Annotated in this window: 11 protein-coding genes; 3 read left to right on the forward strand and 8 right to left on the reverse strand. The window is 69.6% G+C overall.

Going from position 1 to position 11,603, the window contains the following annotated elements; all coding sequences use genetic code 11:
• Window positions 1–18: 18 nt before the first annotated feature.
• The 3 genes from ACWC2T_RS30935 to ACWC2T_RS30945 form a co-directional block, all read right to left on the reverse strand.
• Window positions 19–1,593, reverse strand: coding sequence for an Hsp70 family protein (locus ACWC2T_RS30935; RefSeq protein WP_450673642.1), 1,575 nt, complete (start codon window positions 1,591–1,593; stop codon window positions 19–21).
• A gap of 112 nt (window positions 1,594–1,705) precedes the next feature.
• Complete coding sequence (locus ACWC2T_RS30940) at window positions 1,706–2,200, reverse strand: nucleotide exchange factor GrpE (protein WP_450673643.1); 495 nt, start codon at window positions 2,198–2,200, stop codon at window positions 1,706–1,708.
• 62 nt (window positions 2,201–2,262) lie between these two features.
• A complete protein-coding gene (locus tag ACWC2T_RS30945; RefSeq protein ID WP_450673644.1) occupies window positions 2,263–2,649 on the reverse strand; it encodes a hypothetical protein in 387 nt (128 codons plus the stop codon).
• A gap of 437 nt (window positions 2,650–3,086) precedes the next feature.
• Here ACWC2T_RS30945 and ACWC2T_RS30950 point away from each other — a divergent pair, with 437 nt between their 5' ends.
• Window positions 3,087–3,263: a hypothetical protein gene (locus ACWC2T_RS30950; RefSeq protein ID WP_450673645.1), complete on the forward strand. Its 177-nt coding sequence runs from the start codon at window positions 3,087–3,089 to the stop codon at window positions 3,261–3,263.
• A 119-nt stretch (window positions 3,264–3,382) separates the two neighbouring features.
• Here the strand turns inward: ACWC2T_RS30950 and ACWC2T_RS30955 are convergent, their stop codons facing one another.
• The 3 genes from ACWC2T_RS30955 to ACWC2T_RS30965 form a co-directional block, all read right to left on the reverse strand.
• Window positions 3,383–4,303, reverse strand: coding sequence for an ADP-ribosylglycohydrolase family protein (locus ACWC2T_RS30955; protein WP_450673646.1), 921 nt, complete (start codon window positions 4,301–4,303; stop codon window positions 3,383–3,385).
• Between the two features lie 12 nt (window positions 4,304–4,315).
• Window positions 4,316–4,975, reverse strand: coding sequence for a histidine phosphatase family protein (locus ACWC2T_RS30960; protein WP_450673647.1), 660 nt, complete (start codon window positions 4,973–4,975; stop codon window positions 4,316–4,318).
• Between the two features lie 154 nt (window positions 4,976–5,129).
• Window positions 5,130–5,735, reverse strand: a complete 606-nt coding sequence (locus ACWC2T_RS30965) for a YdbC family protein (RefSeq protein WP_450673648.1) — start codon at window positions 5,733–5,735, stop codon at window positions 5,130–5,132.
• Between the two features lie 155 nt (window positions 5,736–5,890).
• On the opposite strand from ACWC2T_RS30965, the gene ACWC2T_RS30970 reads away from it, so the two are divergent.
• Window positions 5,891–6,427: a TerD family protein gene (locus ACWC2T_RS30970; protein WP_450673649.1), complete on the forward strand. Its 537-nt coding sequence runs from the start codon at window positions 5,891–5,893 to the stop codon at window positions 6,425–6,427.
• Window positions 6,428–6,494: 67 nt separating this feature from the next.
• Here ACWC2T_RS30970 and ACWC2T_RS30975 read toward each other — a convergent pair whose 3' ends face one another.
• A complete protein-coding gene (locus tag ACWC2T_RS30975) occupies window positions 6,495–9,389 on the reverse strand; it encodes a vitamin B12-dependent ribonucleotide reductase (RefSeq protein ID WP_450673650.1) in 2,895 nt (964 codons plus the stop codon).
• Window positions 9,390–9,553: 164 nt separating this feature from the next.
• On the reverse strand, window positions 9,554–10,105 hold the full coding sequence (gene nrdR / locus ACWC2T_RS30980; RefSeq protein WP_450673651.1) for a transcriptional regulator NrdR: 552 nt from the start codon (window positions 10,103–10,105) through the stop codon (window positions 9,554–9,556).
• A 576-nt stretch (window positions 10,106–10,681) separates the two neighbouring features.
• Between nrdR and lexA the strand changes: the two genes are divergently transcribed.
• On the forward strand, window positions 10,682–11,461 hold the full coding sequence (gene lexA, locus ACWC2T_RS30985) for a transcriptional repressor LexA (RefSeq protein ID WP_055710152.1): 780 nt from the start codon (window positions 10,682–10,684) through the stop codon (window positions 11,459–11,461).
• The last annotated feature ends 142 nt before the right edge of the window (window positions 11,462–11,603 follow it).

Below are 11,603 nucleotides of genomic sequence, written 5' to 3' on the forward strand. Positions count from 1 at the left end.
CCCCGTCCTTCCCCCGCGTCAGCTGAAACGCTGGCGGCTCAGAGCGTCCCGTGCGGTGGCGACCGCGTCCGGCGTCATCCCTCCGATCTGCACGGTCAGTTCGAGCCTCTCGCCGCTCTCCTTCTCGATGGCGGTGACGCCGAGGAGTCCGGAGGAGTCCAGCGTGTAGACGCACTGGATGGGCCAGTTCTCGGGTTTGCCCGGCGGAATGGCCAGGTGGCCCTCGGCGACACAGGTGTTGTGCGCCAGTTCCTCGGACTCCTCCACGCCCGCCTGCTCCATCACACGGATGCGCACGCTGCGTTGTCCCGCGTGCGTGGTGTAGAACTCGTCGGTCACCGACACGGGCAGGGCGTCGTTGGCGTGCACCAGGTGGAAGACGAAGTGCCGGTCCGTGCCCCGCTCCAGGAGCTGGATGCCGTAGCCGCGCGAGGCCACGGTGGAGATCTGGTACGGGCGGTGCGTGAGCCCCGTGTCCGGCAGCTGCGGCGCCTGGTCCGCGGGGAGTTCGCCGCTGGAGACGATGTACGCGGCCCGGTCCAGCGCGTAGATCGCGGCGCCGCGGGCCACCGCGAGGTCCGGGTTGTGCAGCCTGGGTTCGAAGCCGAACTGGGTGCGCAGGGCCTCGGCCACCGCGGGCATCTTGGTGGCGCCGCCGACCAGCAGCACCTCGTCGAAGTGCGACACTCCGCGCTCGGCGGCCAGTTCGACCGTGCGGCGCGTGATGTCGATGGTGCGGTCGAGCAGGTCGCCGGTGAGTTCCTGGAGCTTCTGCCGGGTCAGCTCCACCGCTTCGACCCGGCCCTGGTGCATGACGCGGACGGTGTAGCGCTCCCGGAAGGACAGCGCCTTCTTCGCCTCCTCTGCGTCCTTGCGCAGCTGGGTCTCGGACTGCGGGTCGGACAGCGGGTCGTCGACGTCCGGGAAGCGCTCGCGGAACCGCTCCACCAGGTGCACGACGATGCGGTCGTCGAAGTCGCTGCCGCCCAGCTCCTTCGCACCGTCCGTGCACAGCACGGTCAGCTCGCGCCCGCGCAGGGTGAGCACGGTGGTGTCGAAGGTGCCGCCGCCCAGGTCGTACACGAGGACGGCCCGGTCCCCGCGCTCCTCGTCTCCGTCCAGGGCTCCGTAGTCGAGCGCGGCCGCGACGGGCTCGGCGACCACGTCCAGGACGCGCAGGCCGGCGATCTCGCCCGCCTTGCGGGTGGCGTCCCGCTCGGCGAGCCCGAAGTAGGCGGGCACGCTGATCACCACGTCGCGCGGCTCTTCACCGCCGGTGGCCTTCGCGTCCTCCACGAGTTTGCGCAGGATGCGGGCGGAGATCTCCTCGGGTGTGTAGGTGCGGCCGTGGAACTCGCGCGGCACCACATCGCCCATGTCCCGCTTGATGAGCTGTACCACGTGGTCGGGGTCGAGGACGGTGGCGTCCTTCGCGCTCTGTCCCACGACGACGCTGTCGGCGCTCTCGAAGTAGACGACGGACGGCGTGGTGTCCGCCCCTTCGAGATTGCGCAGCACGGCCGGTCTGCCGACGTCGTCGATCCGTGCGACGCACGAGTAGGTGGTTCCCAGGTCGATGCCGTACACGGCCATACGGTCTCCCACCACGGGGACGGCCGCGCTTGCACCCGTCCCGTCCGCTGTTCGTCGGTTGTCCTGTGTCCTGGTAAGTCGTGCCCGGTGATCCTGCTGGAGAGGGATACGTTCACGAGGCATCCGGTTCGAACCGGGACACCACGACGTCGGCCTTGCGCACGACCCGTTCCCCCTGGACGAATCCGGCCGCCACGACGCGCGCCACCGTCCGGTCCGCCTCGGGACCTTCGGCGGCGACGCGGCCCACCGGACGCTGCAACGCCATGTCGAACGCCTCGCCGGGCCGGGGGACGTACCGCTCCACGCCGGTCCTGGACACGGTGTCCGCCGCCTCGTCGGCCAGCGCGGTCAGCAGGGCACGCAGCTCCTCGACGCCGAGCGGCTCGGTGACGTGTTCCGCCTGGCGCAGGATCTGGTCGTGGAGCCGGATCAGGGAGTGGCGCACGAGATCGAGCGCCGTTTCCATCTCGCCCCGGCGCAGCCGCTCGACCTCGTCGTGCAGCCTGGTGACGACTTCCTCGCGACGCTCGGCGAGCTGTTGCTGACGAGCGAGCGCCGCCGTGAACTCACGTGCGAGTGCGCAGGGTTCGACTCGTTCGGACACGTCGCTCACAGTAGACCACCAGGGCACGACACGTCAGCGGAGCCTGTAACCATCCAACCTCGTCAGCCACCGAGGTTGATGGACCCGTGAACGTCCCGCGCCTGGACGACGGTGCTCTGGGTGCCCCCGGAGATCGTGTTGTGCACATCGCCCGAGCCGGTCCGCGTACCCTCCAGGGCTTCGGCCTCCTGCCTCCAGGCCGTGAGAGCCTGGCCGAATGCGGGGTCCTGCCGGGCGCGGCGAGCCAGTGCCTCGGCCAGCTCGGCGGCACGCTCCGCACTGTCCGGCGCCTCGGCGAGGGCGGTCAACTCGCGCTGGTCGCCGCTCGGCTCCGCTCCCGAATGCCGTCGTCTGACCAGATCCCGCAGAGACGTCCAGATCTGCTCCCCCGCCGCACCCGCGGTGCCGCTGGCCAGAGCCATGAGCAGTTCGGGCGCAATCTGGTCCACGAGGCCCTCCACCGTTTCCCACGCACAGGTCGTGTGTCGAGCGTACGGCACGGTGGGCCTGCGGAGACCCGAATCCGTGAATCCCGCAGACGTGGTGGCGGCGACCCGGCACTTGGTAACCGACCTCCTCCGCCGCACGGTTGACGTCCCCGACGACCACCTCAGAACCGTCGGCGACAGCTCGATCGGCGGTCACCGCGTGCTGGGCCTGCTCCCGGGCACCCCGGCTGACGGTGGTCAGGCTGAAGCAGCTGAGCCGGGAGAGCGCGTCGTCGTCGTAGCCGGCCGCCTCGGTGTTGCCCCCGGCGAGGACGCGGACGTGGCCGTCCCGGCCGTGGCGGCGCATGGCGGTACGGTCTATCTGGTAGCCGAGGTCGGCTGCTGCCTTCAGGACACGCTCACGGGTCCGGGCACTCGGTCCGGGCACTCCGCGCAACATGACACCCTGGCCGGCGAACCCCGCCTGGAAGTTCGTCGCCCTCGGCCTCGGCAACGACGTCCCGTTCTGGACGGAGTTCCTGCGCGCCCTCGCCGAGATCGACCCCGACGCGGCTGAGACCAAAGGGCTCGCCCTGGCCGCGAAGAACCTGCACAGCGCAGCGGCCGCTCTCTGACCGCACCGCCGGTGTGGCCCCGAGGATCCGGCGACCGGAGCGCACCAGCACCGATCACGAGCCACGAGCCACGACCGGATGACCGCTCCGGGCCATGGTCGTCGGACCCGTCGGACCTGTCAGAGCCCGGTCGGCACCCAGTCCGGCAGCGCTTCGGAGCGTTCCACCCACTCGGCCGGCGGTGTCCCCGCCTTGCCGGAGGCGAGCACGCCGCCCACGATCGAGCAGGTCGTGTCCACGTCGCCGCCGACCCCGGCCGTCGTCCAGAAGGCCGCCTCGAAGTCACCCAGGCTCCGCGCGGCCGACCAGAGGGCGAAGGGAACGGTGTCGTGGGCGGTCGTACGGCGTCCGCAGCCCAGCACCGCCGCGACGGTGCCCGCGTCGCCGTAGTCGAGCATGTCCCGGGCGCGCCGGAGTCCCTGGCCGACGGCGCTCTTCGGCACCAGGGCGATGACGCCGTCGAGGAGCGCCTCGGGGCTGGGCGGGCCGTCCGGCGAGCCGGCCAGCGCCGCTGCGGCGGCCACGGCCATGGCGCCGACGACGGCCTCACGGTGCTGGTGGGTGGGGTAGGCCGAGATCTCCGCCTGGTGGGTGGCCTGCTCCGGGTCGCCGGCGTACCAGGCGCCCAGGGGCGCGATGCGCATCGCTGCTCCGTTGCCCCAGGACCCCCGTCCGTTGAACAGCGCGGCGGCCAGTTCACGCCAGTCCTCGCCCTCCCGGACGAGCCTCAGCAGCCGGTTGACGGCGGGGCCGTAGCCCCGGTCGAAGTCGTGGTGCTCGGCGAAGGAGCGGGCCAGTGCGTCCTGGTCGATGCGGCCGTGGGCGGCCAGCACGGCGACCACGGAGCAGGCCATCTCGGTGTCGTCCGTCCACTGCCAGGGCCCCGCGGGCAGCTCGCGTCGCTTGAGCAGGGGGTAGTTCGCCGGGACGAAGAACTGGGAGCCCAGGGCGTCCCCCACGGCCAGTCCGCGCAGGCTCGTCAGGGCGCGCTCCAGGCGCCCGGAGGAAGAGGAGCCAGAGGAAGAGGAGTCAGCGGTCATCGCTCTGCCACTCTATCCGTTCACCCAGTAAGGGAGCGGCTCACGCCAGCGTTCAAAAGGCCGGTCGAGCGTGTACTTGCCGTCGTCCCCGAGAACGAGCATGCGCACCTCGGCGTTCCCGGGGTTCGACAGCGACTCGAATTCCGCGACCGTCCAGTGGAACCAGCGCATGCAGAACAGTCGCATCGCCAGCCCGTGCGTCACCAGGAGGACGTTCGGCGGGTGGTCGGGGGCCTCGAAGCTGCGGAACAGGCTCTCCAGGAAGCCACCGACCCGGTCGTACACGTCGGCGCCGGACTCGCCCTGCGGGAACCGGAAGAAGAAGTGGCCGTACGCGTCCCGGTAGGCCTTCTGCAGGCGCACGTCATCGCGGTCCTGCCAGTTGCCCCAGTCCTGTTCGCGCAGCCTCGGCTCCTCCCGGACCCGTATGAGGCCGGGGTCGAGATGGAAGGCGCGGAGTGTCTCGTGCGTCCGGCGGTAGGGGGAGACGTACACGCTCACGCGTTCCCGGCCGAAGAGCTCCCGGAGCCGCTTGCCGGTCTCCTCCGCCTGCTGCCGGCCGCGCTCGGTCAGCGCGAGGGCGTGGTCGGGCTCGCGCTCGTACACGGAGTCGTCGACGTTGCCCGTTGACTCGCCGTGCCGGACAAGGACGATGCGCCGTGGTCGTGCCATGCCAGAACCCTAGATCGAGCGGGGGAAAGTCGAGCACTCGTACGGGCCCCATACGGCGTAGGTCACACGAATCCCGCGCCTCCAGGGGCTTCCCCGGACGCGCCGAGCCACAGGTCCAGCAGTGAGTTTGTTATTCAAACGCAGTAAGGTGGTCTCAGACCGTCCAGGGAGGCTCCAGGTCCACGATGTCACCGGAGAGCGCAGCGACGTCGGCCTCGGTCTGGGCGCGCAGGGCGAGCCGTTCCACACGCTCGGTGCGGTACTTGCCGTGCTCGGCGGCCGACCGCCACATCGACAGAACCAGGAACTCCTGCCCGGGCGCCTCGGCGAACATGCCGCGGATCATGCCGGGCGAACCGGCCATCGCCGGGTTCCAGACCTTCTCCTGCATGAGCGTGAAGTGCTCGACACGCTCCTCGTGGACCCGGCACAGGGCCACCCGGATCAGATCGGTGTCGGTGAACCGCGGCTCGAAGCCCGTCTTCACGTCGAAGCGGTACTCGAACAGTTTGACCTGCGCGTCCTTGAACGTGCCGGACTGGGCGGCCGCCAGGCGGTCGTGCGAGCGGGCCATGAAGGAGTCGTAGAAGGCACGGCTCTCCCAGAAGGCGAAGATGTGCGCCACCCCCGGCCGCTGCCGGCTCCAGCCCCCGCCCTGCCCCCGGAAACCCGGCTCCCCCAGAAGCCCCGCCCATTTCCGCTGCCCCCGCTCGAAGCCGCGGCGGTCCACCACGGTGCAGCGAATCCACTTGACCAGCACCGCGCCATCGTAAGGCCACCGGGCGTGGCGTCGGTCACGCTCCGGCGGAGATCGCCCGCGCGTGCGCCTCCGCGCGCGTGGCACGATGGACAAAGAGCCCTGACTGCACCGGGAGTTGGGGAGTGAGGCAACCACTGGGGGGAAGGGGAAGCCTGTTGACCGGCTTCAGCAAGGGAATCCGCAAGGTCGAGGTCGGGCTCAAGTGGGACCCCAGTCCGGCGGGCCGGCCGCCCACCGATCTCGACCTCATCGCCGCCACGTTCGTGTCCGGCGATCCGTACGGGACTCCGGCCTATCTGGTGCACTTCGACAGCCGTTCACCGGACGGCACGATCTTCCTCGACCGGGACAGCACCGACGGCAGGGGCTTCGGCTGGGACGAGGTCATGACGCTGGAGCTGGACCGGCTGGACGGCCGGTACGCGCGCGTGGTGGTCGGTGTCGTCATCCAACAGCAGTACGGCCACAGGACGTTCGTCAGCGTGCTGAATCCGGCCATGCGCGTCCGGGTGGACCGCTACACCGTGCTCGCCCAGGACGACTTCGGCTCGGTCCTCGGGGCGACGGCGGCCACGATCGCGGAATTCGTCCGTGACGCCTCCGGGGAGTGGACCTTCCGTCCGGGCGTGCACGGCTTCGAGGAGGACCCCGCCACCTTCACGCGGGTCATGGGCAGGGCCCAGCAGCCGTAGTCCGGCAGCGGTAAGGGGCGCCGGCCATGGCCGGCGCCCCTTACTTCACGTCACGAACCGCGCGTCGTCAGCTGCAGCCGCTGGTGGAGCCGCAGCCCTCGCAGATGTAGCAGGAACCGGCCCGCTGCATCTTCGTACCGCAGGAGAAGCACAGCGGGGCGTCGGCCTGGATGCCCAGCTGCATCTCCACCAGCTCGGCGCTGGTGTGGGCCTGCTTCGGGGCGGGCCTGGCCGCCTCCGACTCGGCCTTCGGGGTGGCGACCGCCTTGAGCTCCTGGGCGCGCGGCGCCGACTGGGCCAGGCCCTCGACGTCCACCTCGTCCTCGGACGGCTCGTAGGAACCCGTCTCCAGGTGCCGCTGGCGCTCCTCGGCGGAGTGGATGCCGAGCGCGGAGCGGGTCTCGAAGGGCAGGAAGTCCAGCGCCAGGCGGCGGAAGATGTAGTCGACGATCGACTGCGCCATCCGCACGTCCGGGTCGTCCGTCATGCCGGCCGGCTCGAAGCGCATGTTGGTGAACTTCGAGACGTACGTCTCCAGCGGCACACCGTACTGAAGGCCGACGGAGACGGCGATGGAGAAGGCGTCCATCATGCCCGCGAGCGTCGAGCCCTGCTTGGACATCTTCAGGAAGACCTCGCCGAGACCGTCGTCTGGGTAGGAGTTGGCGGTCATGTAGCCCTCGGCGCCGCCGACCGTGAAGGACGTGGTGATCCCCGGGCGGCCCTTGGGCAGGCGCTTGCGGACCGGGCGGTACTCGATGACCTTCTCGACCGCCTCACGGATGGTCGCCTCGGTCTTCTCGGTGACCTCGGCCTTCTCCTTCTCCTTGGTCTTGGCGGAGAGGGGCTGGCCGACCTTGCAGTTGTCGCGGTAGATCGCGAGCGCCTTGACGCCCAGCTTCCAGGCCTCGAAGTAGATCTCCTCGACCTCCTCGACGGTCGCCGTCTCCGGCATGTTGACCGTCTTGGAGATGGCGCCGGAGATCCACGGCTGGATCGCGGCCATCATGCGGACGTGGCCCATCGGGGAGATGGCGCGCTCGCCCATGGCGCAGTCGAAGACCTCGTAGTGCTCGTGCTTCAGGCCGGGGGCGTCGATCACGTTGCCGTGCTCGGCGATGTGGGCGACGATCGCCTCGATCTGCTCCTCCTGGTAGCCCAGGCGGCGCAGGGCCTGCGGGACGGTGCCGTTGACGATCTGCATCGAGCCGCCGCCGACCAGCTTCTTGAACTTCACCAGCGCCAGGTCGGGCTCGACACCCGTGGTGTCGCAGGACATCGCGAGACCGATGGTGCCGGTCGGCGCGAGGACGGACGCCTGGGAGTTACGGAAACCGTTCTTCTCACCAAGGCGGACGACGTCCTGCCAGGCCTCCGTGGCGGCGGCCCACACCGGGGTGTCCAGGTCGTCCATGCGGACGGCCTTGCCGTTGGCGTCGGCGTGCTGCGCCATGACGCGCCGGTGGGCGTCGGCGTTGCGGGCGTAGCCGTCGTACGGGCCGACGACCGCGGCGAGCTCGGCGGAGCGGCGGTAGGCCGTACCCGTCATCAGGGAGGTGATGGCGCCGGCGAGGGCGCGGCCGCCGTCGGAGTCGTAGGCATGGCCGGTGGCCATCAGCAGGGCGCCGAGGTTGGCGTAGCCGATGCCGAGCTGGCGGAACGCGCGCGTGTTCTCGCCGATCTTCTGGGTCGGGAAGTCCGCGAAGCAGATCGAGATGTCCATCGCGGTGATGACCAGCTCGACGACCTTCTGGAAGCGCTCGGTCTCGAAGGACTGGTTGCCCTTGCCGTCGTCCTTCAGGAACTTCATCAGGTTCAGCGAGGCCAGGTTGCAGGACGTGTTGTCCAGGTGCATGTACTCGCTGCACGGGTTCGACGCGGTGATCCGGCCGGACTCGGGGCAGGTGTGCCAGGTGTTGATGGTGTCGTCGTACTGGATGCCCGGGTCGGCGCAGGCCCAGGCGGCCTCGGCGATCTTGCGGAACAGCGCCTTGGCGTCGACCTCCTCGATGACCTCACCGGTCATACGGGCACGCAGGCCGAACCGGCCGCCGTCCTCGACCGCCTTCATGAACTCGTCGTTCACGCGGACCGAGTTGTTGGCGTTCTGGTACTGGACGGAGGTGATGTCGTCGCCGCCCAGGTCCATGTCGAAGCCCGCGTCGCGCAGGACGCGGATCTTCTCCTCCTCCTTGACCTTGGTCTCGATGAAGTCCTCGATGTCGGGGTGGTCGACGTCGAGCACGACCATCTTGGCGGCGCGGCGGGTGGCACCACCGGACTTGATGGTGCCGGCGGAGGCGTCGGCGCCGCGCATGAAGGAGACCGGACCGGAGGCGTTGCCGCCGGAGGAGAGCAGCTCCTTGGAGGAGCGGATGCGGGAGAGGTTCAGACCGGCGCCGGAGCCGCCCTTGAAGATCATGCCCTCTTCCTTGTACCAGTCGAGGATCGACTCCATGGAGTCGTCGACGGACAGGATGAAGCAGGCGGAGACCTGCTGGGGCTGCGGGGTGCCGACGTTGAACCAGACGGGGCTGTTGAAGCTGAAGATCTGGTGCAGGAGGGCGTAGGCCAGCTCGTGCTCGAAGATCTCGGCGTCGGCGGGCGAGGCGAAGTACTTGTGGTCCTCGCCGGCCTTCCGGTACGTCTTGACGATGCGGTCGATCAGCTGCTTGAGGCTGGTCTCGCGCTGCGGGGTGCCGACGGCACCGCGGAAGTACTTGCTGGTGACGATGTTGACCGCGTTCACCGACCAGAAGTCGGGGAACTCGACGCCACGCTGCTCGAAATTGACCGAGCCGTCGCGCCAGTTGGTCATGACGACGTCACGGCGCTCCCACGAGACCTCGTCGTACGGGTGTACGCCGGGGGTGGTGTGGATGCGCTCGATACGCAGCCCCTTGGTGGCCTTGGCGCCCTTGGCTCGGGAACCTCGTGCCGGACCGCTCGCCGTCTCTGTCATGCCGCCTCCCTGTACGGGCAAAAACGCCCTGAAGTGCCCCGTTTGTTCCCGTGGCACGGTGTTCTGTCTTGTGTTGCGGGCACCCTCAGCTGCCACCCGCAACAGGTCTTCGGTCGCCGCCTGGCGGCCGGAACCCGGCTCTCCTCCGGACTCCGGCCCGCCGGTCAGTCGGCGGCGCGGGCGGGCACGGGGACCTGAGTGGTCCCGCCGGGCCCGCGATCGTCTTCCTGGCTCCCCGCTCCCGCGTCTTCCTCGTCCGCGGCGGGGCCTCGCGTCGCCTCCCTCAGCTCTGCGATGGCGGCCTCGAAGTCCTCGAGCGAGTCGAACGCCCGGTAGACGGAGGCGAATCGCAGATAGGCGACGAGGTCGAGCTCCTGCAACGGGCCGAGTATGGCCAGCCCCACGTCGTGGGTGGTCAGCTCGGCGCTTCCGGTGGCCCGCACCGCCTCCTCGACCCGCTGGCCGAGCTGGGCGAGTGCGTCCTCGGTGACAGGCCGCCCCTGGCATGCCTTGCGCACGCCGTTGATGACCTTGGTACGACTGAAGGGCTCGGTGACCCCGGACCGCTTGACCACCATGAGCGAGCACGTCTCCACGGTCGTGAAACGACGGGAGCAGTCGGGGCACTGGCGGCGCCTGCGGATCGACGTGCCGTCGTCGGTCGTACGGCTGTCGACCACACGGCTGTCGGGGTGCCTGCAGAAGGGGCAGTGCATGATCTCCAACCCTCCTCACAGCAGACTCAATAACCTCACCGAGCCACATGAGCCCCGCGAAGCAGCCCTAAGCATAGGCGATCGTGGAGCCATCTCAGACCGGGGGGACCACAACTTCTGGGCCGGTGTAGCCATCCAACCACTAGATGTGGGGATTGGCTCATACGTCGAGGCCAACTCGCGTGTCGTAGGGAAGGAAAGCAGAGGCCCGGCCTGCGGACGGCCCACCCGGAGGCCGCGGAGACACGCGGACGCAGAGGCGTATCGCTGTCGGGCTTACGGAGATACCGTGGGCGCCGCACGGAGGAGACGTGGGACTCCGGCGCAGAAGGGACCCGGAGCCCGGACGAGCAGGTTCCGGATGGCAGACTGGTGCGGCGACCCACGAGGTCGGCAATCCCAGCGGTGAAGAGTACAACAATGGGCGCTTTTGGCCGCCAGGTGGCGCGTTAGCAATACACCCAGAAACATGATCGCGTCAGGTGAATCGCACTTTTTCACTCGAACGTGTGTTTGGCGCAACCTTTCGAAAGCAACTACCGTTGTGCAGCAGGGAGACCATCGAGAGGGGCCGACGTGACCACCACCGCAGACAGTGCCACCATCACCGCCCAGGACCGCTCCCAGGGACGAGTCGAGCCGGTACACGTGATGAACGAAGCCACGAATCCCGAGGGACACAAGCGCTCCCTGCCGGGCCGACCTCCAGGCATCCGGGCGGACAGCTCCGGACTGACCGACCGCCAGCGCCGCGTGATCGAAGTCATCCGGGACTCCGTGCAGCGGCGCGGTTACCCGCCGTCGATGCGGGAGATCGGCCAGGCCGTCGGCCTCTCCAGCACCTCCTCGGTCGCACACCAGCTGATGGCGCTGGAGCGCAAGGGCTTCCTGCGCCGCGACCCGCACCGCCCGCGCGCGTACGAGGTCCGCGGCTCGGACCAGGCCGTGACCGTGCAGCCCACGGACACCGCCGGCAAGCCCGCCGCGTCGTACGTCCCGCTGGTCGGCCGCATCGCCGCTGGTGGCCCCATCCTCGCGGAGGAGTCCGTCGAGGACGTCTTCCCTCTCCCCCGCCAGCTCGTCGGCGACGGTGAACTGTTCGTCCTCAAGGTCGTCGGCGACTCCATGATCGAGGCCGCGATCTGCGACGGCGACTGGGTCACCGTCCGCAGGCAGCCGGTCGCCGAGAACGGCGACATCGTGGCAGCGATGCTCGACGGCGAGGCCACCGTCAAGCGCTTCAAGCGCGAGGACGGCCACGTCTGGCTCCTCCCGCACAACGCGGCCTACGAGCCGATCCCCGGCGACGACGCGACCATCCTGGGCAAGGTCGTCGCGGTGCTGCGGCGCGTGTGACGCCTGCGGCGGGCGGGCCGTACGGCCGGCTCGCTCCCTGACCGGGCCCCGGAACCCCTGCGCCGGTTCCGGGGTCCTGCTGTGTCCAGGGGGCTGCTCTGCACTGCGAGGCGACCTTGGTCAGGAAGCGCAGCTCGGGCGG

Source organism: Streptomyces sp. NPDC001393 (assembly GCF_053597455.1).

Bases quoted from the DNA above. Each gene is read 5' to 3' on its own strand.
- ACWC2T_RS30935 (WP_450673642.1), bottom strand. From the start codon at position 1,593: ATGGCCGTGTACGGCATCGACCTGGGAACCACCTACTCGTGCGTCGCA.
- ACWC2T_RS30955 (WP_450673646.1), bottom strand. From the start codon at position 4,303: ATGACCGCTGACTCCTCTTCCTCTGGCTCCTCTTCCTCCGGGCGCCTG.
- nrdR (WP_450673651.1), bottom strand. From the start codon at position 10,105: ATGCACTGCCCCTTCTGCAGGCACCCCGACAGCCGTGTGGTCGACAGC.
- ACWC2T_RS30975 (WP_450673650.1), bottom strand. From the start codon at position 9,389: ATGACAGAGACGGCGAGCGGTCCGGCACGAGGTTCCCGAGCCAAGGGC.
- ACWC2T_RS30960 (WP_450673647.1), bottom strand. From the start codon at position 4,975: ATGGCACGACCACGGCGCATCGTCCTTGTCCGGCACGGCGAGTCAACG.
- ACWC2T_RS30950 (WP_450673645.1), top strand. From the start codon at position 3,087: ATGACACCCTGGCCGGCGAACCCCGCCTGGAAGTTCGTCGCCCTCGGC.